This window comes from Staphylococcus equorum (assembly GCF_029024965.1).
In the GTDB taxonomy this organism is placed as follows: Bacteria; Bacillota; Bacilli; order Staphylococcales; family Staphylococcaceae; genus Staphylococcus; species Staphylococcus equorum.
In genome coordinates, this window is the sequence record NZ_CP118982.1 from 211,537 (window position 1) to 234,573 (window position 23,037).

Below are 23,037 nucleotides of genomic sequence, written 5' to 3' on the forward strand. Positions count from 1 at the left end.
GCACGGAAAATTATTTTTGTAAACGCTTTCTAAAATATTTCAAAAATAACCCTTCTACAAAAATGTAAAAGGGTGTGCTTGTTTAGTTAGATTTTAATTGAATATCATCAATGTTTAATAATTTCTGCATAATTGCGATTGAGCCACCTAATAAGGTTGCGTGTTTCACATTCGTAGTAAGATTGAGTTGTACGGAATGAGTCGAATATTGATGTAGCTGTGTTTTAATCGAATCTAAAATAATAGGTAATTCATTGATTAATGTGCAGTTAACATAAATCATATCCGGATTAAATTGCGTATTTAAATTGTGAACTAATACTGCAATTTTAGTTGTAAAATATTCAATTTCTTGAATAACAATATCATTATGTTGATGATAAAGTTCGATAAGTTCTGAAAGTGATATATTTTGTTCAAATTTATTACTAATACTTTGAATTAATGCTTCTTGAGAGCAAATATTTTCAATTGTGTTGTATGTTTCACCATTTTGAAGAACGAGCGTTTTACCGATTTCGCCAGCTTCACCATTAGAGCCACGATATAATTTTTTATCGATGATTAAACCTGCACCAATGCCTTTGTGAATACTTAGAGCAATTAAATTTCTCATTTCTGAATTACTATGGATGCTTCTTTCATAAATTGCAGATAAGTTTGCTTCGTTTTCAATAATTACTGGAACTTGAGTCAGTGATCTTAACTCATCTGTAATGGAAATGCCTTCACTTTCATGGAAGGGAAGGTGAATAATAGTTTGATTGTGATCTACAATACCGTGAATTGAGACAGACATGCCCAACAAGCCATAGGAAGTATCATAGCTTTCAGAAGTAGGTATATTTGTTTTTAATATAGCCAAGATGCTACTCACTTTTTTGTCAGGTAAGTTATATGATTCATGTTTTAACACGGTACCATCAAAATAATTGTACATTAATTCTACAGAGCTATATGTTAAATCCATAGAAATATAATAGCCATAATGTTTGTTGATTTTTAGGAGGATTGGTTTGCGTCCTCCGCTTTTCGTACTATTACCTTCGCCCACTTCAATGACTAAGGATTTCTTTTTCAAAGCATTTAATATATTAGAAATAGTGGCTTTATTGATTTCTAAATTCTTAGATATCTGAGTGCGTGAAATATTATGATTATTGAAGATTTGTTTTAATACACGTCTTTCATTCATACTGATTTTTAAATTATTTTCCATTTTTTAATTACCTCTTATAAGTTTAAACAGGGTTTAAATGCGATTTTTGTCTAATATTACAACAGTGTAACACATTACACCAAAGTTATAGATTATAGATAAAGTTATGTTAGCAAGTAATATTAGTGATACAAGTCTTATATTATATATTATAGTAGACAGATTAAAAAAATGGTAATTATGAAGATAAAACATAAAAATAATCTAAACATTTTTATGTTTAGATTATTTTAGAGTGTCGACAAAACCTCCGACTTTGTTGGCAATTATTATATACAAGATTTCCGCGGGCATATCCTGTAGTATCCAGCTAGCACTTTATTAACTAGTTATGAGACAGCCCAAATCATTGCCATTCTTAAAAACAGATTATAATCAATTATCCATTTTGATGTTTTAAGTTAATATTCTAAGCGTTTGAACATTTTTAAACCTGCGAGATAACATACGATAGAGTAAACGAGTGTTATTAAAATAATAATTACTAGTTTAGTAAAGAATTCACTGATATTATTTGCTTCTTCATAACTGTTAGGAAAGAAATATTTAAATCCATGAATGAGTGGGGCAGCAGACATTATCATTAATAATATGACCACACCAAGTATGTTAAAACCTGTTGAGAGTTTCATAGATAACATAATTCCAAAGAAAATAGCTATTAATGTAATACCATAGATACCTATAATGCCTAAAATATCACTGTAGTTAATACTTGCAGAAGATGATAAAAAATCTCCCGAAGCATAATTGAATTTAATAATATATGTAAAATATAAAACTTGAGAAGCAATGAACAATAGAATGAAATAAATAACATACATAGATAATAAAGCAGCTATTTTAGAGTTATAGAGATATGTACGGCTAATATCTTTATAAAAAATTAAACGACCAGATTCATACTCTTCATAAAAAAGAAAACTAATAAAATAAGTAACTAAAATTAATGGTACAGCAAATTGAGATTGAGCAGCTAAAACACCATAATAGAAATCTAGTCCGGTGAGTCCATTTGTTTCTCCATTTATTTGCATAAAATTAGTAGGGAGGATTAGTGTAATTAAATATAAAAACGGATAAAGCGCAATTAAGTAAAAAATTAAAGCTGAATTGCGAGTGGATATATTACAAAATATATGTTTAGTAAGCATTTTCTCACTGCCTTTCAAATTCATCATAATGGTGATATAAATTATCTTGTTCATTGACTGTATTTACTAATGTGTAATGATTAACTACATATTTCATAATATCGTTATACTCCGCAGAATCGATTTCAATAGAAATTTCATTCATAGAAATATTTTTTATTGTTGTAAATAGGTCTAATAATTCTTGTCTATGCTCAGGATGAATTTGTTCCTTAACTACAATTTTTAAAGCTTGGTCTTTGTTGTAATCAATATGATGAAGTTTTCCATTTTTTATAATAACGAATTTATCACAAACCTCGGATAATTCGTTTAACTGGTGACTTGAAATAAGAAGCGCAATGTTTCTTTCTTCCACCCATGTTCTCAAAGCGCTAATGAGCGTTTTAACACCGTCAGGATCGAGACCAACAAAAGGTTCATCCATAATTGCTAATTCAGGTTCATCTAGTAAACACATCGCCAAAGATAATCTTTGTTTCATACCAAAGGAAAAGTCTTTCACTTTTTTATTTTTAGTATGTGCCAGTCCAACAAGTTCTAGAACATTATCGATATTATCAAGATATTTTTCCTTATTATTTACTTTTAAGTAGTAAATCAAATTTTTTTTAGCGGAAAAGTGTTTGAAATAAACTGTATCAATCATAATGCCTACGTTTTTCATAACGTTATTATTTTTAAAAATATCTATACCGTTTAAAGTGATAGATCCTGAAGTTGGTTTTTTAGACTTAGCAATAATTTTCATTAATGTAGTCTTACCAGCGCCATTTTTACCGATTAATCCAATAATATCACCTTTATTAATCGTTAAAGAAACACCATCAAGCACATTGAAGTCAGAATTTTTAAAGCGTTTATAAAGATTATCTATTTTTAACATTATGTTCTCCTTTAAAAAATATTTTTAAGATTAAATAAGTTAAACAAAAGTATATTAAAAATGAAAAGATAAATTGAGGGATGGTAAGTAAATTTTGATTTATTTCTATATAAAAATCGTTCTTCTCAGTTGTAAAATCATCACTAATTTCTTTGAATTTTGGATTAGACATTATAGAGTTTGACACAATGTAATAATATAAAATATTGAACAGAGCCATTATAAATAAAGATACTAAGTTATATGTATTCTTGCTAAAAATAATAGAAAGAATATTTGATAGTAATGGAAAAATAAGTAATCCCAAAATCATAAATATTAATCCTAAATTGACATTTATTAAAGACATTATAAAAGAGAATACAAGATTTAATATAAATGAAAAAATGATATTAGATTTGTTGAATACTCTTTTCATAAAAACAAACTCCTTTTAAGAAAACTTGTAAATCAAAATATTATACAACCAATGGAAAGCGATGGCATCTTGTAATTTATATTTATCTGCGAGCCAATACATAATTAAGCTGCTTGGGAATTTTGTACATAAATTAACTATGAGATCGCCATTAATATGTAAGATTAAGGAAAATAAAAAAGAACCTATTATAAAACTTGATGATTTGTTAAAGACGCTTAATAAGAGTATTAGTAAAATATGTCTAAATAGAAATTCTTCACAAATAGCTACAATAAAATACTCAGTTGTTGCTGCCTTTCCAATTAAAAATAAAGAAAAAGGCAAAATAATAATAAATATAAAAATTAAACGTTTATAATTAAAAATTTGTAAGTACCAAATACGTAAATGCTTTTTAAATAAATACATTACAAGTAAAGTGGGTAATCCAATGAATGAAATGATAAAAATAAGCATAAAAATTATATAGTATATAAGAGCGGAAGAATTATCTAGAATAGATACTGAAAGCATAAGCATTATATTTAAACTCACACCAGAGACAACTATAAGTAATGTTGCAATTACAATTGCTTCTATTTTCTTCATAAATATTGACCTTTCTTAGATATTAAGAAGAAGGTGTGTACTAACACACCTTCAATAACAAAGATTAAAAATACCATTTTTTGCCTTTTCTACCGAACTTGAAAATCCACAAATTCACTTCATTTAGACTAAATAAATCTAATAAAGATTTCATATGCAAAACCTCCATTCTGTTATTTGATTTTAATATAATGCGTTTTCATAAATCGGTCAATATAATAAAATCAGAAAATTATGAACATTTTATGTATGATATATCACATTAAATTCATTATTTTTTAAATATGTTAAAATTCATAATATAAAGATAAAACAAAAATAGTATTTTTAGAAGTTGAATTTTATGATTGACAAGTTATTTTCAAGAGCGTATTATATAAAAATGTACATGGGGTGTACTGTATAAATAAAAACACTCCACATATTTAAAAAATAGATAAATTTAAGGATTAATACTCTCCATAACGCAATGTTTATAGCGTTTGGGATTATTTTCAAACTAATAGTACATGGGGTGTACAATTTTAAAAAGAAAGGTAGATAGTAAATGTTTAATGAATTTAAATTTATATTCAGAAATAAAATGTTGATCGTATCTCTTATAGCCATAGCACTTATCCCTCTAATTTATGTGGCACTATTTGTAGGCTCAATTTGGGACCCATATGATAAGACAGATCAATTGGAAATATCTATTGTAAATCAAGACGAATCAGCCAAATTAAATGGTGAAAAAATAACAATTGGCGATGATTTAGTAGATGAATTAAAAGATAATGAGGATTTTAAATTCCAAGCAGTTTCCGAGAAAAAAGCTGCACATGAATTGGAAAAAGGTAATAGTGTGGGAACAATTATTGTACCTAAAGACGCATCTAAAAATGCAACGACATTACTAGATGAAAATCCTAAAAAAATTAATTTAGAAACGCAAGTTAATCCGGGATCAAGTTACACGGGTAGTCAAACTGCTCAGAAAGCAATTGATACAGTAACAGACACAATTAAAGATGATATTCGTGAAAATTACTTAACTGAAATATTTGCGAGTACGAAAAAATCAGAAGATGGTTATCAAGATACATCTGACGCACTAGGCGAAATGTCTAATGCAGAGTCACAATTAATTGATGGTAATCAGCAAGTCAGTGATGGCTTGCAACAATTAGTCCCAGCCGTAGGACAACCTGCACAGCAATTATTATCAGGTAATGACCAAGTTACTGATGGTTTAAATCAATTACAGGAAAATAATGACCAATTAAAAGCTAAGTTAGATGAAGCAATCACGAGTCAGCAAGATGTTTCACTTGAAGATGACAATGAAAAAGCATTAAATAATGTAACGAAAATAAATGAAAATAATCCTACTGAGGCTGACAATTATGGCGAAACAATTGTACCTTATATGGCGAGTGTAAGTTTATTTGTTGGAGCAGTGTCATTTAGTGCGATTTATCCATTGAGAAAAACATTAAACAAAGGCGTTTCCTCAACTAAACAAGCTCTTGGTAAGCTATTACTTTATCTTCTGCAAGGTAGTTTATCAGCATTGTTTATGAGTAGTTGGGTTATATTTGCATTCAATATGTCGATTGACAACGTAGGCCAGTTCCTATTAGTGAGCTTCTTATGGGCTATTGCTGCAATAACGATTACGTCATTCTTAGCATTATTCTTGGATAGAATTGGATTATTCTTATCCATGTTATTACTCATATTACAATTGAGTTCAAGTGAAGGTATGTTCCCAATTGAACTTTCAGCCAGTTTCTTTAGATGGATTCATCCATTTTCTCCAATGTCCTATGCGATTCAAGGATATAGAGAAGCAATCTTTACCAATGCCGGACACTTTGACTTTAGTTTCATTGTAATACTATTAAGTGCTATTATTATTGGAATGATATTATTACAATTCTTAGTGCTATTATGGTTTAACAAGAGAGAAAAAGTTCCGTTTTCAGTGGAATTTAAATAAAGCTAAAGCAATATAGGGGTGAAAAGTATGGAAAATGAAAACATCAATCAAACGATAGAAGAAGCCATTACCAAATTTCAGTTTGTTATGTTGCATTTAAATAAAGAAATTGTAGAAATGATAAAGGAAACAGGTTTAGGTAATTTTCTATCAAGAGAACAAATTGAAGCAATGAGAATAATACAAACTGAAGGTAAAGTGACGATTAATGCACTTGCAATGTTGCAAAATATATTTAAAACGGCAGCTTCTAAACGTATCGTTAAATTAGAAGAAATGGGCTACGTTGAAAGAGCCTATACAGATAATAAACGTATTAAATTAGTTAAACTCAGTACAGAAGGGGAGACTTTTTTAAAAAAGGCAAATTCAGTTATGATTGAAGCTGTTAAAGAACGTATAGGTGACAAATTTACAACAGATGAAGTACATGAGTTTGTAGACCAATTGTCGCGTCTTAATGACGCATTTAAAGCACATAAAAACTGACAAAAAAGACTCGCATACAATGCGAGCCTTTTTTGTTATTATATTATTTATTATTTCAAACATATTTTGTTTATAATGAATAGACTTAAATATTAACAATTAGTATAATTAGCATTGTAATTGAAGCGAATAAATAGAAATAGGAGGCGCACGATTATGATAAAAAGAACAACTGAACGCGTACTCACATGGATAGGTATTGCATTGCAATTAATTGGTGTAGTTCTTATCGCAGTTTTCATACCAATGATAGGTAACAATGAGGTGAAAGAAACAGTCATTCAACAAATGATGGCAGATGATCCAAGCTTCTCATATGAAGATGGTACAAATATCTTCGGTATGTTGAGTAGTTTATTAACAGCAGGCTTGGTTTTATCTATAGTAATTTTGATCATTGCAATCATTGGAGCTATTTTAATAAATAAAAAAGCTAAAGCAGCCGGAATCTTACTTATTCTAGTAGGTGTCATTTCATTCTTAGGAAACTGGATAAATGCGATATTATGGATTGTTGCAGGTGTTATGTTATTAGTGAGAAAACCAAAACAACCGATTCATGGTGAAGGTGAAATGTATAATGACAATAAACAAGACGCAGTGAATGAGTCATATGAAAGATCTAATTCTAATCAAGATCAAGATTTAAAAGACTTTGATGATTTAGATGGAAAAACGAAACAAGATTATAATGATCCATATAAATACTAATTAAACTCGATAATTAAATGGATCAAAAACAAACTAGGTTTCCAGATGATTGGAAATCTAGTTTTTCAAATTATAAATAAAATAGACATATTATAGTCATATTCACATTCATAAAACCGTAAAAAATATGTTATATTTTAATAAAGAGCTATTCAATTAAATTAATTGTTATCAGGCTATTTTCTGATATTAAAATGGGGTGAAAAATATGATGATGGTAATTGGAATGCTATTACCTATTTTGGTAGTTGGATTTATAGTGATGTCAGTGTTAGAAGAGAAAAAAAGAAACCGCAAGAAATAAAAAATTAAGTATTTGAAAGGAACACTAAACTTAGAATACTTAATTACAAAATAGAGCTAATTTCCGCATGAAATTGGCATTTTACCCAAAGGTTAGCCTTACCTCTTAGTGAAGGAAGACTAGCAGAAGTCTAATTCTCGACTCAGTATGTGGAATTCATAGTGGTTTGGATATATATTTTTTCAGACGACCAAATTAAAAAGAGTCTAGATTTCAGAATCTTAAAAATGAAATTCCATACATAAAATATTTATAAAAAACGGATTGTTTCACGTTAAACAATCCGTTTTTTATTTCATATGTAAATATAAAGATGAAAAATATTTTATTAGTCAGACAAACAGTAAATTAATTAATATTCTGCTATCATAAACTATAATAATTAATTTATATAAGTCTAATTCATATATGATTTTGAACAAAGGGGGAATATAATGAGTGAGATGTTGTATATTTTACAAACTGTACTTTTACCTATTTTTATCATGATTTTTTTAGGGTTTATTTTACAAAAGAAATTCACATTAGATTTAAAGACGCTAGCTAAATTAAATATATATGTATTTGTACCAGGGTTTATATTTGTGAAGTTTTATAAAACAGATTTCGCTATAAAGCTTTTATTTTACATAGTCATTTTCTTTATTTTGTATATGGTCGTCCTATATATAATTGGTAAGCTGTTGTCTACTATTCGTAAAACAGATAAAGGGGAAGCAACAACGTTGACGAATAGCATTCTGTTTTTCAATTCAGGCAACTATGGCGTTCCAGTTAATGATTTAGTGTTTAAAGGCGATCCATTAGCTATGTCTGTGCAAGTTATTGTATTGTCATTACAAAATATATTCACTTTTTCATACGGAATTTTTGCGATTCAGTCGTTGCAAATAGGGAAATTACAGGCGCTACTTGGATATTTTAAAATGCCAGTTTTATACGCTTTGGTGTTAGCTATTATTTTAAATTATAATAATGTGCCAATACCAGAATTTATTTGGACGCCAGCAAATTACGTGGCGGATGCAATGATTGCTGTTGCATTATTATTGCTAGGGGCTCAAATTGCGAATATTAAATTCAGCTTTAAATGGTCAATTTCTTATATTTATATATTTGTGAGACTAGTTATTGGTCCACTTATTGCTTTAGTGATTATTAAATTACTTGGTTTAGAAGGCGTGATTGCACAAACGTTATTTATCGCTTCTGCTATGCCAACATCGGTAAATAGTTCAGTTATTGCGCAAGAATATGATAACCACCCAGAACTTGCTGCGCAATTGGTCTTCTTATCAACACTACTAAGTGCAGTAACAGTAGTCATCGTCATCTATTTTTCTAGAATTCTATTTTAAATATCTAGACAACCTAGTGGAGCGGGAATATGAAATCATAATTTGATTTTATATTCCCGCTCTCTTTTTTAGAATTTTGATTTATTTATCGGACGTGTTATAAATAGGTCGTATATCACATATTACGAAATAAAAATTTAAAATCTATTTATAAAGGACCGATTAAATTGACTGATGCAGTGTTAGGTATTGATATTGGAACAAGCTCTGTTAAAGTAATAGCAGTAAATAGACATGGTAAAGTTTTACAGAGTGCAAGCGAATCTCTAGACATCATACAGCCACAAAATGGGTTTAATGAACAACATCCAGAAGCGTGGTTTAAAGCAACTAAACGATGTATTAAGCGATTAATGGTGACAGATGAAGTTAAGCATATGCATATTAGCGGACTATCACTTTCAGGACAAATGCATAGTTTAGTAATATTGGACGATAATGGCGAACCACTACGAAATGCAATTCTTTGGAACGATACAAGGACTACACCTCAATGTGAAGTTATTAGAGAAAAACTAGGTGATTATGTGTTAGATAATCCTGTATTAGAAGGTTTTACCCTTACGAAATTATTATGGATAAAGGAAAATGAACCTGAACATTGGCGCAATACGAAAGTGTTTTTATTACCTAAGGATTATGTTCGATTCAAATTAACTGGCAAGTTAAATATGGAATATTCAGATGCCTCAAGTACATTATTATTTGATCATAAGTGCAAAGCTTGGGATGAAAATATTGGTGAACAATTTGATATTCATAATATTTACCCTAAACTTGTAGCTTCACATAAATTAGTTGGTTATATGGACGAGAAGATAGCAACAAAACTCGGACTAAATGGGCAAGTGGCTGTTATTGCAGGTGGTGGTGATAATGCATGTGGAGCGCTTGGTGCGGGAATGATTAAAACCAATGAAACACTTTGTAGTATTGGCACTTCAGGCGTGGTCTTATCATGTGAAAGTGAAAAACATACGGAGTATCGCCGGAATATGCATTATTTTAATCATGCTTTAGAAGATATGGCTTATGTTATGGGCGTGACACTTGCTGCTGGTGACAGTTTGCAGTGGCTACGCCGAAATATATTAGGATATTTAAGCTATGATGAAATCATTACCATGGCGAGTCAATCACAGGTTGGCAGTAATGGATTATTATTCACACCATATCTATCGGGAGAACGCACGCCACATGGGGATTCCAACATCAGAGGGAGCTTTATAGGTTTAAGTGGCTTACATAGTAGTGGTGACATGGCACGGGCAGTTATTGAAGGTATAACCTTTTCTTTATTCGAGTCGATAAAATATTTACGCGATTGTGGTAAAGATATTCAACATATCGTGTCTATCGGTGGCGGGGCAAAAAGCGACTTTTGGTTGCAATTACAAGCCGATATATTTAATGCTGAAATTAGTAAATTGAAGTATGAAGAAGGGCCTTGTATGGGTGCGGCAATCTTGGCTGTATGTGGTCTAGGATGGTATGAAAGTATCGAAGCGGCTACAAAGCAATTTATACGTTATGAAAAATCTTTTAAACCAGATAGTGAGAAACACAAACAATATATGCAATATTTTGCTTTATATAAAAGTGTATATCGACAAACTCAAAGTCTTACAGCTAGTTTACTAGAAATATCTAAAAGTAAAAAATAGTTACTAGTTGAATTATTTAAAAATAAGTAATAGTATCTACTTTAACACTTAAAAACAACTTAAATTATAATACCACTTGAAATAATCAATGGAATAGGTTAAGTTGTATGTAATAATTCTTCAACACATATTTAATAATTATTATAAAAATTAAATAGCTTAAATAACCACTGGAAGTGCCTTGCATAAGGCTGAGACCGAAGTAGTAACTTGGGAATTCCTTGAACCTGATCCAGTTTGTACTGGCGTAGGAAAGTGGCGTTATAAACATGCGAATTCGTTAATCCAACGTCATTTTTCTTACCAGAAAAATGACGTTTTTTTATTTGGGGTGAAAACATTGTTTATAGCAATTACACAGTATAAGTATTTAAATGCAGTAGAAATTAAGCAGTATATCAAAATAGAGCAGTTTATAGACTATTTAATTATCAGAACACCAATGGAGACGGCTGAATTGATTGATTGGGTTCATTTGCTTAATCAATCCGGCTTTCCTAAAAGTAAAATAATTATTCATGACAATTTAACTGTATTAACACGATGCAAGTTACGTGCGATTCATTTTAAAGAAAAAGATGAGCGCATAGCGGACTTTAAATATAATCATCCAGACATCCAAGTTAGTATGTCTACACACGACACAAAACATATAGCGCAAGCAGAAGCATTACAGTTAGCATTTGTCTTATATGGACATATTTTTAAAACCAATTCCAAACCGAATCAACATCCAAGGACAGAAAATGAAATAAATAAAGCGTTAAAATTCAATATCCCAATTATCGCTTTAGGCGGTATCAATACACAAACTTTAAAAGAGCTACCTAATGGATTCAAAGGCATTGCAGGGATTTCCATTTTTGCGCAACAAAACGTAAATGAAATCAAACAGCTGAAGGAGGCTTGGCAGACGTATGTATGATGTCATAATCATTGGCTCTGGTGTAATGGGCATGTCAATCGCGAGAGAATTAAGTAAATCAGATATCAAAATTGCTGTGATAGATCGTGATATACCAGGGAAACATGCTTCATTTAAAGCTGGAGGCATGCTTGGTGCTCAAAATGAATTTACTGAAGACAGTGATTTGTTTCATATAGCACGAGAGTCTCAAGTTATGTTCGAGCCACTGAGGGATAGTTTGCTAGATGAAGTAGGCTTAGATATTGAATATCTGGATAGTGGTTTAATTAAACTCGCAAGCAGTATTGATGATAATGCAAGTGTTGAAAAGCAATACAAATTTCTGCAGCAATACAACCGAGATGTGGAATTATTGCCTGCAAAGTCACTGAAAGAAAGAACGAATGGCAACGTAATATCAGACAATTTATCCGCGATGTATATACCGAATGATAATCAAATCAATGCCAATAAATACACGAAAGCGTTATTAAAATCATTAGAACAACGGGGCATTCACCGTATTTACAACACAGAAGTTAGTGACATAACACCATTAAATCCAGGATATCGTGTGGTAACGGATACAGATGTGTTAACTGCGGAAAAGGTAGTGGTCGCTGGAGGAGCTTGGAGTGGAAAATTATTGAGCCACCACATGCCAAACAGTAGTGTTACAGGAGTTAAGGGTGAAGTGTTACTTGTAGAGCATCCAAATCTGTCTTTAGAAACAACGCTATTTACTACAAATGGTTGTTACGTTGTTCCAAAAATGAAAAATCGTTATTTAATTGGAGCCACAAGTTATTTTGATGATTATTCAGTAGGTGTTTCTCAATTAGGGAAAAAATGGTTGTTACAACAGGCTACGATGCATATTCCTAACTTAAGAGATGGTAAATTAATCAATCAATGGTCAGGCATTAGACCTTATACCTCAGGTGAAAAACCCATTATGGATGAAGTAGCTAAACATTTATTTATCATTTCAGGACATTATCGCAATGGCATTTTACTATCACCTTACGTTGGAAAATGGATGGGCGATTGGATTCAGTATGATCGTAAGCCGGAACAATTTGCAGATTTTATAATTGAAAGGGGTAAGACCAATGAAGTGCATTATAAACGGTGACAACTTTACTTTTGATAGGGCATTAAGTATTCAGGAAGTGATTCAAGAACTAGATTTGGATGAAACGCGTATGATTGTGGAACATAATGAACAATTAATTCAGAGAGAACAATTTTCAAAGCATAAGGTTACGGATGACGATCGTTTGGAATTATTAGAATTTGTAGGAGGCGGATAACATGTTCAAGATAGGCGAATTTAAGTTAAATTCAAGATTATTATTAGGAACAGGGAAATTTGATAGTGAAGCGATACAAACTGAAGCAATCGAGGCGTCAGGGACAGAGGTTTTGACCTTTGCAGTACGTCGAATGAATTTATATGATAAAAAGTTACCCAATCCATTAGCGAAAGTAGACTTATCTAAATTCATTACTTTTCCTAATACTGCCGGGGCCAAATCAGCAGAAGAAGCAGTCCGCATAGCTGAAATCGCAAATCATGCAGGTGTCTGTGACATGATAAAAGTAGAAGTTATAGGAGACGATGAAACGTTATTACCCGACCCGTTAGAAACGTATAAAGCTTGTGAAATCTTGTTAGATAAAGGTTATACAGTTTGTCCTTATATTTCTAATGATGTGGTATTAGCAAAACGATTAGAAGATTTAGGTGTGCATGCAATTATGCCACTCGCATCACCGATAGGCACGGGAAGAGGTATTAATAATCCTTTGAATTTACGTTATATAATCGAAAAAGTAAATGTTCCTGTCATAGTTGATGCGGGTATTGGTTCTCCTAAAGATGCCTGTCATGCAATGGAACTCGGAGCAGATGGTATCCTACTTAATACGGCAATATCTAGCGCACAAAATCCAGTGAAAATGGCGGAAGCGATGAAATTAGGTATTCATGCAGGTAGGTTGAGTTATGAAGCGGGAAGAATACCAGTGAAATACACAGCACAAGCTTCAAGCCCTACTGAAGGTATAGGGTTCCTATGACACAACGCTATGATCGTCAAATGCGTTATGAACCATTTGGTAAATATGGACAAGCGCAATTGCAACAGACACATGTCATGATTATGGGCGCAGGTGCGCTTGGAAGCCAATGTGCAGAGTTGTTAACTCGAATGGGTGTTGGTCAGCTCACTATTATCGATATGGATATTGTAGAAGAATCCAATTTACACAGACAGGCTACTTATGTTGAAGCAGATGCCACGCAAATGCTGCCTAAAGTAGAAGCGTTAAAAGTACATCTTGGACAAATTAATAGTGAAGTTCAAGTACAGGCGTTATATCAAGAGATTACAAATACAAATATAGAAGCATTACTCTGTCAACATCAACCTGATATCGTACTGGATGGAATGGATCATTTTGCGATTAGGTATTTGATTAATGAAGTTTGTCATAAATTAGGTGTGCCATGGATTTATGGAGCAGCTGTAGGCAGTAAGGGTACAGTATATGCCATTGATTATCATGGGCCATGCTTAAAATGTATGCTTGGTACAACGCCATCTACAGGGGAAAGTTGCGCAATAAATGGTGTACTTCCTCCAGTGATTCATCAAGTGGCAAGCATGGAAGTATCAGAGTTATTAAGGTGGCTGTCTGGAAAAGGTTTTTCTAGAAAGTTAACAACGATGGACTGCTATACGATGCAGTATAAAACACTTAATATAGATACATTAAAAAACAATAACTGCCCTATCTGTAACGAAGGAAATTATGAATATCTCAACATGGCTCAACAAAATTCTATTGAAAAACAGTGCGGTAATGTATTTCTATTGAGATTTACTCCTCAAATATTTAAATATACAGATTTACTACCAGTGAAAGTCATGAAAAGTAATTATTTCGCTAAAATGATATCTTATCGAGATTATGAAATAACGCTATTTAAAGACGGCAGAATGAACGTGTATGGTATTGAAAATGAAGACCAAGCTGTAGCATTATATGAAGAATTTCTAAAATGCTTAAAGTGATAAATGAGTTAATACATTTATTGCAAAAACAAACTAAAGTTCATGAAATGTTTAAAAATATATGACAAATTCGTTAACGTAGATGTTCATATTTGAATCACTATATATAGTGTTATAAATTAAAATAAAACACAATATATAGTAAAGAGGGATAATGTGAATAAACTTGAAACGAATTTAAAAAATCTTATTACTAAAGATCCTACAGTAGTTAATGAAAATGCCAATAAAGATAGTTCTACGTTTTCAACAATGAGAGATTTAACGGCGGGAGTAGTTTCTAAATCATATGCATTGGACTATTTACTGCCAAAGCATGTGGCTGAAGCGCATAAACAGGGAGATATTCATTTTCATGATTTAGATTATCATCCTTTTCAACCATTAACGAATTGTTGCTTAATCGATGCTGAAATTATGCTAGAAGACGGTTTTCAAATAGGTAACGCAACAGTGACTTCACCGAAATCGATTCAAACAGCATCTGCGCAGTTAGTACAGATTATTGCGAATGTATCGAGTAGTCAGTATGGCGGTTGCACAATTGATAGAGTCGATGAATTGTTAAGTAAGTACGCTCTATTTAATGAGCAAAAACACCGCAAAGTTGCAGAAAAATTTGTGAATGCAGCGGATATTGATACATTTGTGGATAATCAAGTGACACAAGATATAGGCGATGCTATTGAGAGTTTAGAGTATGAAATTAATACTTTATATACATCTAATGGACAGACGCCATTTGTAACACTGGGATTTGGACTCGGTATAGATAAATATAGCCGTAAAATTCAGCAAGCAATTTTTCACACGCGTATTAAAGGATTAGGTAAAGACCGCATTACCGCAATTTTTCCTAAATTAGTATTTTCCATCAAAAAGGGTGTGAATTTCAGTGAATCAGATCCCAATTATGATATTAAACAACTTGCGCTAGAATGTTCTACAAAGCGTATGTACCCAGATATTTTAAATTATGATAAAACTGTGGAATTGCTAGGCGATTTCAAAGCACCGATGGGATGTCGTTCATTTTTACCTGCATGGAAAAATGAAGCAGGTGAATATGAAAATAATGGTAGATGTAATCTTGGGGTAGTGACACTCAATGTACCACGCATTGCATTAGAATCTGATGGAGATATAGAACTATTTTGGAAATTATTCCATGAACGCATGAATATCATGCATGATGCGTTAGTGTATCGTTTAGAGCGAATAGCAGAAGCAACACCTGATAATGCTCCTATTTTATATAAAAATGGCGCATTTAAACATCGTTTAACAGACAATGATAGTGTGATGGACCTATTTAAAGGTAAACGTGCAACATTGTCTATGGGGTATATCGGTTTATATGAAGCGGCTACAGTATTCTTTGGTCCGAATTGGGAAAGTAAGTCCAAAGGCAAAGCATTTACGTTAGCTATTTTAAAAGCCATGAAAGTTTATCAACTACGTTGGACTGAAAAATACGATGTGTGGTTCAGCATATATAGTACACCAAGTGAATCTTTAACAGATAGATTTTGCAGATTAGATCGAGAAAAATTTGGTGACGTTGCTGACATTACAGATAAAGGCTACTACCAAAATTCATTCCATTATGATGTACGTAAAGACGTTACACCATTTAAGAAAATAGATTTTGAAAAAGATTATCCTGTATATGCGAGCGGTGGGTATATTCACTATTGCGAGTATCCAAAGCTCAATCATAATTTGAAAGCTTTGGAAGCGGTTTGGGATTATTCCTATGACAAGGTGAGCTATCTAGGGACGAATATCCCTATCGATCATTGTCGTAAATGTGATTTTAAAGGAGATTTCAAAACAACAGCTAAAGGTTATCGATGTCCTGAATGTGGTAATGATGACCCAACAACCGTAGATGTCGTTAAACGAACTTGCGGTTATTTAGGCAATCCTGTACAACGGCCGACAATTGAAGGTCGTCATAAAGAAATGTGTGCACGTGTTAAACACTTGAAAGATACAACATTATGAAGATCTTAGAAATCACAAAGGGACAAGGTTATATTGCCAAAATAGAAGCGCAGAGCTTTGTTGATGGCGAAGGGGTTAGATGCAGTATGTACGTTTCTGGTTGTCCTTTTGCTTGTAAAAATTGTTATAACAAAGCTGCTCAAAATTTTAGATACGGAGAACGTTTTAACGAAACTATTTTAGAAGAAATTATGGATTATTGTGAACCTGATTATATTTCAGGTTTAAGCATTTTAGGTGGCGAACCTTTTTGCAATTTAGATATTACTTTAAAATGTGCCCAAGTATTGAGGCAACGTTTTGGTAATTCCAAATCGTTATGGGTATGGACAGGATTTTTATATGAATATTTAGTTCAAGATACTGCTGAGAGAAGGGCATTACTTGAGCTCATCGATGTATTAGTAGATGGGCCTTTTATCAATCATTTGTTTCAACCTAACTTACCTTATAAAGGTTCATTAAATCAACGCATTATTGATGTACCAATTTCATTGAGCACAGGTAAACGATGTGAATATATTACGACTTAAAAAGAACTTAATTTTTTATATTCTAACTCGGTTACGCAAGCGAATTAGTATTAATATAGTAAGAAGTTTCCTAATATAGAGGGGAACAAGGAACAAGAAACTGAATTTAATCATTATAGATAGAGATTAAGCATAGCGTAAAGGAGTAGATTATGAATGTGTACAGGATTTTCATTCTTATCAAAGAGTAACCAGGCGATCTTAGGACGTACGATGGATTTTGTCTATCATTTGGACGGACAACCCGCAGTACAGCCGCGTCATTTTTATTGGGAATCACGTGTTGGATATAAAGGTGAGACGCTGTATGGTTTTATCGGAGCAGGCAGCGATATGGCAGGCTTTGTATTTGGAGACGGCGTGAATGAACACGGCGTGGGTGCTTCCGTACAATACTTTAGAGGTTATGCATCGTATGCTTCTGAAGTACGAGAAGGCTTTATAAATATTAGCCAAAACGAAATTATTACATGGATACTTGGCTATAATAAAAATATTGACGATTTAATCGAAAATGCTAAATCAGTTAATGTGGTAGCACATGTAGTAAACGAAATTGCAGAAGTACCGCCATTGCATTATCACGTTTCTGATGATACAGGTAGATCTGTCGAACTTACATTCCAAGGTGGCCGTATCGTCATAAATGAAAATCCAATCGGCGTATTAACGAATAACCCAGATTTAAACTGGCATTACGAAAACCTAAGAAATTATACAAATATTACACCACAGAAACCAAAGGAAAGTACATTTATGGGGCAACCACTAAAATCCTTAGGAAATGAAGGTGGCACTTATGGTTTACCGGGTGGCTATACAGCACCAGAGCGATTTGTGCGCACCGCATTTTTGAAAAATCATCTTATAAATAGTGACAAACCTGAGTATGATGTGTTGGATGCATTCAAATTATTAGATGGCATTAGTATTCCTAAAGGCGCTGTACTTGATGAAAATGGAGAATTGCATTATACCCTTTACCAAACAGTGTTCAATTTAACAACACGCACAATGTATGTTAAATGGTACGATACAAACCAAATGACTGAATTGCAATTAACTGAAGACCTCATCACAAAAAAAGATATTACTGTTTTTGAAACAGCTAAAGGTTTAGCTACCAATAAATTGAATTAATAACATATTGATTATAATGATGAAAGATTAAAAAAGCGGAGAGACGATGATATTTATCGTTTCTCCGTATTTGTATTAAATCAACTATTTTATAATTAATGATTAATGATTAATGTACTTAAGTTTAATTTGTGAAATTTATATACTAAAAGTCATATTGATCATTTTCTTCTTCTATTATTTGTGAATACACTTTGGAGACGCGTAATGTTGAAGTAGCTAATTCCTCTATTCTGAATAAGATATCATCATTTACAATCGTACCTTGTGAGAAATCACGTTCTTCGATAAATACATAAGTTTGAATAATGTGTGCCTTCATATAACCTAATATTGGTTTTAATTGTGTTTCAGGAATTAAATAATGCTTAGGCGAACCGGCCGTGGCTATGATTCCGATAACTTTATCTCTAAAAGCGTTAACAGGAAGTAAATCAAATACGTTTTTTAAAGTGCCAGGAATTGAAGCTTGGAATATAGGGAAACCAATAAAAATAATATCAGCTTGCATTAAGGCAGTAGTGAATTCTAAAGTATCCCCTGAATAATCTAAATAATTGCGACCATCACTAAATGACAAATTTAAATTTTTTAAATCAAAAAATTGAATTTCATGTTCTTCATGTTGATGAGAAATTGCTTCGTTTAAATATGTCATGGCTGTACTTGTCTTAGAACCGACAGTTGAGCCGGATAGAATTACGATTTTCATGTTAAGTCACCTACTTTTTCAAATGTTTTTTGACTCCAGGTATAATTTCATTACCGATAAGTTCGATATTTTTCATGATTTTATCGAAAGGTACACCACCAAAATCAATTTGCGCCATAAATCTTTGGTGATTATATAACTCATGTTGGTAAAGTATTTTTTCAATAATTTGCTGTGGACTTCCTACCATTAGGGCATCTCTATAATCAGGTGTATTTGCAAATTGTTGTTTTGGATAACCAGTTCCTCTTATAAATGACATGCCTACATTAATATGAGGATAAAATTCACGTAAAGCAGCTTGTGTTGTATCAGCAGTATAGAATAAACTTGCTGTAGAAACAGGTAATGCTTCAGCGGAATTGTCAAAGCCATATTCTTTGGCAGTTAAACGGTATTCGTCTATAGAATTTTTAAATGTCATTGCTGGACCACCTAAAGTTGTAATCATCATCGGAATACCTTGACGACCAGCCTTGATTGCACTAGCAGCAGGACCACCAACTGCTCTCCAAATTGGTAACACATTATCTATAGGCCTTGGAAAAATTTCCATGTTATTTAAGTCAGGTCTGAACTTACCAGACCAAGTAATTTTATTTGCTTTATTAAGTTCTAACAGTAAATTTAATTTCTCTTCATAAAGTTCGTCGTAGTTATTTAAATCTAAACCAAATAAATCGAATATACCAGTGCGTGATGCTCTTCCCGCTACAATTTCTGTGCGACCCTGAGAAATAAGGTCTAGTGTTGCAAAGTCTTCAAAGACTCTAACTGGATCAGCTGCACTAATAATAGAGGATGAACTAGATATTTTAATCGTATTTGTTGCTTGTGCGATTGCACCTAAAATAACAGTGTGCGCCTGTGTAGTAAAATGTTCTTGATGGCTTTCACCAACGCCGAAAACGTTGATACCTGCTTGTTCGGCTAATTGACTCGCTTCAATTAATTCTTGTATACGTTTTTCAGAACTTACTTTTTCACCTTTATGAGGATTAAGTAAGTGGTCTCCAAGTGAATAAAGACCAAATTCTAATGGGGTATTTTCATTCATTTTTAATTTAGCCATAGCGTATCATCCTTTATAAATCATGTAGTTTAGACTCTATTTCTGTTCTTTGATTTTCCATAAAATCTGGCAAATTGAGTTCTTTACCTAGGTTTTCAATCTCTGTATCAACCGTAAATCCAGGTGAATCAGTTGCAAATTCATACATAATACTATTATGTCGATAATAAAGAGATTTGAAAAAGTAGCGATCTATAATGCCACTATTATTTCCTGGGTTATGATCAATTGTGTTTAATACGGACTCTAAATTTGAATCTTTTGGCGTGTTCACGGCGATATGATGTACATATCCTTGACCAGGACGCGCACGCTCTCCTTGTTGTTCAATAACTACGAAATCAGTATACAAACCTTCTTGATCTAATGTCATAACAGTTTCGTCAGTGTCTTGACGAGGTGCATAATTTAGTTCGTTTTTTAAAAAATCGATTGTTGGTTGAGCTTCACGTACTCTAAGCTCAACAGGTCCCATACCTAATATTTGATGTTGTACAGGAACATCCGCATAAGGATTTTTTCTCCACGTTGTGGGGATTTTATAATCATCGTTAACGAGCAATACGATTTCTAGATTATCGACATCTTTAAATAATAGTGCTGGCTGATTTAGATATGTTATATCAGTTGTCGTAATATTAGCTTCTGTGAGACGCGACTTGAAATAAGATAGTGCAGCTTCATTTGGGACGAGTAATGATAAACGATGGATAGAATTTGTACCAGGACGGTTCTTACCTACATGTGGAATTTCAAAAAAACTTAGTAATGTACCGACAGAGCCAATTTCATCACCGAAAAACAAGTGATACATAGTTGGATTATCTTGGTTCACGGATTTTTCTACCAAGCGTAATCCTAATAGTTGAGTGTAGAAGTCTTTGTTTATTTGAGCATCTTTTGTATACATTGAAATGTGATGATGACCGACAATGTTCATATGTGTACCCCCGTATTATGATAATTTCTAGTTTTAATACTCATTACCTATTTAAAAGAAAATAAACCGATGTAGTATAAAAAGTATACTAGTTATCTATAATATATGTCGAAAATGGAAAAAAAGCAATAACTGTGAACTAATATAATTTATACATAGTTTTCATTTAAATTATATTAGTTCTATAATTAGTCGAAATAAAAATAGGCATAGATACATTGAATTACTATGTATCTATGCCTATTTGATGTTATTCAGTTTTTTTAAAATCTAAATAATAGAGACTGAATTCTAAATCATTTTTTAGGTGTGTTTCTAATAATTCAACAGCTAAATCTATGTCTCTCTTAAAAAGTGCCGCAACAATTTCCTTGTGTTCTTCGATTAATCCAGGGCGACGTTGATTAATGACAGTTTGACTAAATAAATAGATAAAACTTTTGTATTTTTGATACGTATCGAGTATAAATTGATTATTTGTAGCTGCAATAATCTTTTGATGGAACTTGTCATTCGTTTCAATAATTTGATCTTCAGATTCTTTATCGATATTTATTTCGGCATACTTATTTAATTCTTCTAAATCTTCTTTTGTGTATACTACCGCTGCTTTTCTTAATGCATAGGTTTCTAATAAAATACGCATTTCAAAAATTTGTCTATATTCTTCACTTGTTGGCATGAAAATATAAGAGTTTTTAATAAAATATTCTAATTCTAGTTGTTTCAAAGCCTCGCGTATAGGTGTTCTGCTTACATCATACTTCTTAGCAAGTTTAGCTTCTGTAATCTTTTCATCTTTTTTCAATTCACCAGAAATAATATCATTTCTAATCTTTTGATAAACAGTTAATTCATTAGTGTTCAATTTCTTCACCTCATTATCATAAGTGTACTATAAATAATTCTTTGTATAAATGTATACATTTTAACTGTTTTAGTATACAATAATGTTTGTAAACGTTTTCAGGAGGGTGTAATTTATGAAAATAGGATTTATTGGTCTCGGTATAATGGGAAAACCAATGGTTAAGAATTACTTGAAAGAGAATGTGACGGTTCTCGTTAATGATTTGAATAAAGAAGCAGAAGCAGAAGCTATTAATGAGGGGGCACAAGCAGTATCTGTAAAACAAATGGCTCAAGAAGTAGATCACATTATTACTTCATTACCTAATGGTGAAATTGTAAAAGCAGTTTTATACAGCGGAAAAGATGCAATTTTAAATCAGTCAGATATTAGTGTTCAGACAGTCGTTGATACAAGTTCGTTAACGCCAAATGAGTCGTTAGAGATAAGTAAAGTTTTGAAAGAAAAGCAAATTAAATATATAGATGCACCTGTAAGTGGCGGTGAGCCATTAGCAATTACTGGTGAACTCTCAGTCATGATTGGTTGTGATGAATCAGATTTAGAAATCGTTCAGAGCGTTCTAAAACCTATTGCAAAATCTGTGATAAGAGTCGGTGATGTCGGTGCAGGAAGTGTTGTTAAACTGGCTAATCAGATTATAGTAAATACAAATATTGCAGCACTTTCTGAAGCAGTTGTACTTGCGAAAAAATTTGATATTGACTTAGAAAGCATGCATGAAGCAATTAAAGATGGCCTTGCAGGTTCAAATGTTATGGAAGCAAAATTTCCTAAGATGATTGAAGAAGATTATCAACCTGGTGGCACACTTAATATAAACCTGAAAGATATGAAGAATGTAAGTTCGACAGCAGATACAGTTGGACTAACACTACCTTTAGCAAATCAAGTCAAAGAAATATATAAATCAGAAGTAGCCCAAGGGAATGGTACAAATGATCATTCTGGTATTATAAAATATTTTGAAAAAATTAATAATATATAGATGAGGTGAGAA

General features: G+C 32.2%; 23 protein-coding genes and 1 riboswitch. Of the genes, 14 read left to right on the forward strand and 9 right to left on the reverse strand.

What is annotated here, in order from left to right:
- Positions 1 to 82: 82 nt before the first annotated feature.
- The 5 genes from PYW44_RS00945 to PYW44_RS00960 all read right to left on the reverse strand — a co-directional run bounded on the left by PYW44_RS00945 (position 83) and on the right by PYW44_RS00960 (position 4,268).
- Positions 83 to 1,219: an ROK family transcriptional regulator gene (locus tag PYW44_RS00945; protein WP_021338931.1), complete on the reverse strand. Its 1,137-nt coding sequence runs from the start codon at positions 1,217 to 1,219 to the stop codon at positions 83 to 85.
- A 401-nt stretch (positions 1,220 to 1,620) separates the two neighbouring features.
- Positions 1,621 to 2,256 (reverse strand): amino acid transporter, encoded by a 636-nt coding sequence (locus tag PYW44_RS00950; RefSeq protein WP_226957267.1) that lies wholly within the window; start codon positions 2,254 to 2,256, stop codon positions 1,621 to 1,623.
- Positions 2,257 to 2,377: 121 nt separating this feature from the next.
- A complete protein-coding gene (locus PYW44_RS00955; RefSeq protein ID WP_021338929.1) occupies positions 2,378 to 3,259 on the reverse strand; it encodes an ABC transporter ATP-binding protein in 882 nt (293 codons plus the stop codon).
- Positions 3,243 to 3,677, reverse strand: a complete 435-nt coding sequence (locus PYW44_RS13370; RefSeq protein WP_021338928.1) for an Msa family membrane protein — start codon at positions 3,675 to 3,677, stop codon at positions 3,243 to 3,245. Before PYW44_RS13370 ends, PYW44_RS00955 begins: the two co-directional genes overlap by 17 nt.
- A gap of 15 nt (positions 3,678 to 3,692) precedes the next feature.
- The gene (locus tag PYW44_RS00960; protein WP_021338927.1) at positions 3,693 to 4,268 is read right to left on the reverse strand and encodes a CPBP family intramembrane glutamic endopeptidase; all 576 of its coding nucleotides are present in this window, start codon (positions 4,266 to 4,268) and stop codon (positions 3,693 to 3,695) included.
- A gap of 547 nt (positions 4,269 to 4,815) precedes the next feature.
- Between PYW44_RS00960 and PYW44_RS00965 the strand changes: the two genes are divergently transcribed.
- From PYW44_RS00965 to PYW44_RS01025, 13 genes are all read left to right on the forward strand, one after another.
- Entirely contained in the window at positions 4,816 to 6,249 is a 1,434-nt protein-coding gene (locus PYW44_RS00965; RefSeq protein ID WP_021338925.1) for a YhgE/Pip family protein, read from the forward strand.
- A gap of 27 nt (positions 6,250 to 6,276) precedes the next feature.
- Positions 6,277 to 6,738: a MarR family winged helix-turn-helix transcriptional regulator gene (locus PYW44_RS00970; protein ID WP_021338924.1), complete on the forward strand. Its 462-nt coding sequence runs from the start codon at positions 6,277 to 6,279 to the stop codon at positions 6,736 to 6,738.
- A gap of 156 nt (positions 6,739 to 6,894) precedes the next feature.
- Positions 6,895 to 7,449: a DUF4064 domain-containing protein gene (locus PYW44_RS00975; protein WP_021338923.1), complete on the forward strand. Its 555-nt coding sequence runs from the start codon at positions 6,895 to 6,897 to the stop codon at positions 7,447 to 7,449.
- A 738-nt stretch (positions 7,450 to 8,187) separates the two neighbouring features.
- Positions 8,188 to 9,111 (forward strand): AEC family transporter, encoded by a 924-nt coding sequence (locus tag PYW44_RS00980; protein ID WP_002506448.1) that lies wholly within the window; start codon positions 8,188 to 8,190, stop codon positions 9,109 to 9,111.
- Between the two features lie 167 nt (positions 9,112 to 9,278).
- A complete protein-coding gene (gene xylB, locus PYW44_RS00985; protein WP_021338921.1) occupies positions 9,279 to 10,775 on the forward strand; it encodes a xylulokinase in 1,497 nt (498 codons plus the stop codon).
- Positions 10,776 to 10,937: 162 nt separating this feature from the next.
- Positions 10,938 to 11,046, forward strand: a riboswitch (TPP riboswitch).
- Between the two features lie 60 nt (positions 11,047 to 11,106).
- A complete protein-coding gene (locus PYW44_RS00990; protein ID WP_232621041.1) occupies positions 11,107 to 11,700 on the forward strand; it encodes a thiamine phosphate synthase in 594 nt (197 codons plus the stop codon).
- Positions 11,693 to 12,817, forward strand: coding sequence for an NAD(P)/FAD-dependent oxidoreductase (locus PYW44_RS00995; RefSeq protein WP_021338919.1), 1,125 nt, complete (start codon positions 11,693 to 11,695; stop codon positions 12,815 to 12,817). Before PYW44_RS00990 ends, PYW44_RS00995 begins: the two co-directional genes overlap by 8 nt.
- On the forward strand, positions 12,795 to 12,995 hold the full coding sequence (gene thiS / locus PYW44_RS01000; protein ID WP_021338918.1) for a sulfur carrier protein ThiS: 201 nt from the start codon (positions 12,795 to 12,797) through the stop codon (positions 12,993 to 12,995). The genes PYW44_RS00995 and thiS overlap by 23 nt, the downstream gene beginning before the upstream one ends.
- 1 nt (position 12,996) lies before the next feature.
- Positions 12,997 to 13,764: a thiazole synthase gene (locus PYW44_RS01005; RefSeq protein WP_021338917.1), complete on the forward strand. Its 768-nt coding sequence runs from the start codon at positions 12,997 to 12,999 to the stop codon at positions 13,762 to 13,764.
- A complete protein-coding gene (locus PYW44_RS01010) occupies positions 13,761 to 14,762 on the forward strand; it encodes a ThiF family adenylyltransferase (protein ID WP_021338916.1) in 1,002 nt (333 codons plus the stop codon). The genes PYW44_RS01005 and PYW44_RS01010 overlap by 4 nt, the downstream gene beginning before the upstream one ends.
- 138 nt (positions 14,763 to 14,900) lie before the next feature.
- Entirely contained in the window at positions 14,901 to 16,769 is a 1,869-nt protein-coding gene (gene nrdD, locus PYW44_RS01015) for an anaerobic ribonucleoside-triphosphate reductase (RefSeq protein WP_256610042.1), read from the forward strand.
- Complete coding sequence (gene nrdG, locus PYW44_RS01020) at positions 16,766 to 17,302, forward strand: anaerobic ribonucleoside-triphosphate reductase activating protein (protein WP_021338914.1); 537 nt, start codon at positions 16,766 to 16,768, stop codon at positions 17,300 to 17,302. The genes nrdD and nrdG overlap by 4 nt, the downstream gene beginning before the upstream one ends.
- Before the next feature lie 156 nt (positions 17,303 to 17,458).
- Positions 17,459 to 18,442, forward strand: a complete 984-nt coding sequence (locus tag PYW44_RS01025) for a choloylglycine hydrolase family protein (RefSeq protein ID WP_021338913.1) — start codon at positions 17,459 to 17,461, stop codon at positions 18,440 to 18,442.
- 145 nt (positions 18,443 to 18,587) lie between these two features.
- Here PYW44_RS01025 and PYW44_RS01030 read toward each other — a convergent pair whose 3' ends face one another.
- From PYW44_RS01030 to PYW44_RS01045, 4 genes are all read right to left on the reverse strand, one after another.
- Positions 18,588 to 19,154 (reverse strand): NADPH-dependent FMN reductase, encoded by a 567-nt coding sequence (locus PYW44_RS01030; protein ID WP_021338912.1) that lies wholly within the window; start codon positions 19,152 to 19,154, stop codon positions 18,588 to 18,590.
- Positions 19,155 to 19,164: 10 nt separating this feature from the next.
- The gene (locus PYW44_RS01035; RefSeq protein ID WP_021338911.1) at positions 19,165 to 20,226 is read right to left on the reverse strand and encodes an LLM class flavin-dependent oxidoreductase; all 1,062 of its coding nucleotides are present in this window, start codon (positions 20,224 to 20,226) and stop codon (positions 19,165 to 19,167) included.
- Between the two features lie 13 nt (positions 20,227 to 20,239).
- Positions 20,240 to 21,166, reverse strand: coding sequence for a VOC family protein (locus PYW44_RS01040; RefSeq protein ID WP_021338910.1), 927 nt, complete (start codon positions 21,164 to 21,166; stop codon positions 20,240 to 20,242).
- Between the two features lie 250 nt (positions 21,167 to 21,416).
- Positions 21,417 to 22,034 (reverse strand): GntR family transcriptional regulator, encoded by a 618-nt coding sequence (locus PYW44_RS01045; protein WP_021338909.1) that lies wholly within the window; start codon positions 22,032 to 22,034, stop codon positions 21,417 to 21,419.
- Between the two features lie 115 nt (positions 22,035 to 22,149).
- Here PYW44_RS01045 and PYW44_RS01050 point away from each other — a divergent pair, with 115 nt between their 5' ends.
- Positions 22,150 to 23,025: an NAD(P)-binding domain-containing protein gene (locus PYW44_RS01050; protein ID WP_021338908.1), complete on the forward strand. Its 876-nt coding sequence runs from the start codon at positions 22,150 to 22,152 to the stop codon at positions 23,023 to 23,025.
- Positions 23,026 to 23,037: the final 12 nt, after the last annotated feature.

Coding starts and splice junctions, on each gene's coding strand:
- PYW44_RS00945 (WP_021338931.1), bottom strand. CDS start 1,219: ATGGAAAATAATTTAAAAATCAGTATGAATGAAAGACGTGTATTAAAA.
- PYW44_RS00950 (WP_226957267.1), bottom strand. CDS start 2,256: ATGCAAATAAATGGAGAAACAAATGGACTCACCGGACTAGATTTCTAT.
- PYW44_RS00955 (WP_021338929.1), bottom strand. CDS start 3,259: ATGTTAAAAATAGATAATCTTTATAAACGCTTTAAAAATTCTGACTTC.
- PYW44_RS13370 (WP_021338928.1), bottom strand. CDS start 3,677: ATGAAAAGAGTATTCAACAAATCTAATATCATTTTTTCATTTATATTA.
- PYW44_RS00960 (WP_021338927.1), bottom strand. CDS start 4,268: ATGAAGAAAATAGAAGCAATTGTAATTGCAACATTACTTATAGTTGTC.
- PYW44_RS00965 (WP_021338925.1), top strand. CDS start 4,816: ATGTTTAATGAATTTAAATTTATATTCAGAAATAAAATGTTGATCGTA.
- PYW44_RS00970 (WP_021338924.1), top strand. CDS start 6,277: ATGGAAAATGAAAACATCAATCAAACGATAGAAGAAGCCATTACCAAA.
- PYW44_RS00975 (WP_021338923.1), top strand. CDS start 6,895: ATGATAAAAAGAACAACTGAACGCGTACTCACATGGATAGGTATTGCA.
- PYW44_RS00980 (WP_002506448.1), top strand. CDS start 8,188: ATGAGTGAGATGTTGTATATTTTACAAACTGTACTTTTACCTATTTTT.
- PYW44_RS00995 (WP_021338919.1), top strand. CDS start 11,693: ATGTATGATGTCATAATCATTGGCTCTGGTGTAATGGGCATGTCAATC.
- thiS (WP_021338918.1), top strand. CDS start 12,795: ATGAAGTGCATTATAAACGGTGACAACTTTACTTTTGATAGGGCATTA.
- PYW44_RS01005 (WP_021338917.1), top strand. CDS start 12,997: ATGTTCAAGATAGGCGAATTTAAGTTAAATTCAAGATTATTATTAGGA.
- PYW44_RS01010 (WP_021338916.1), top strand. CDS start 13,761: ATGACACAACGCTATGATCGTCAAATGCGTTATGAACCATTTGGTAAA.
- nrdG (WP_021338914.1), top strand. CDS start 16,766: ATGAAGATCTTAGAAATCACAAAGGGACAAGGTTATATTGCCAAAATA.
- PYW44_RS01025 (WP_021338913.1), top strand. CDS start 17,459: ATGTGTACAGGATTTTCATTCTTATCAAAGAGTAACCAGGCGATCTTA.
- PYW44_RS01030 (WP_021338912.1), bottom strand. CDS start 19,154: ATGAAAATCGTAATTCTATCCGGCTCAACTGTCGGTTCTAAGACAAGT.
- PYW44_RS01035 (WP_021338911.1), bottom strand. CDS start 20,226: ATGGCTAAATTAAAAATGAATGAAAATACCCCATTAGAATTTGGTCTT.
- PYW44_RS01040 (WP_021338910.1), bottom strand. CDS start 21,166: ATGAACATTGTCGGTCATCATCACATTTCAATGTATACAAAAGATGCT.
- PYW44_RS01050 (WP_021338908.1), top strand. CDS start 22,150: ATGAAAATAGGATTTATTGGTCTCGGTATAATGGGAAAACCAATGGTT.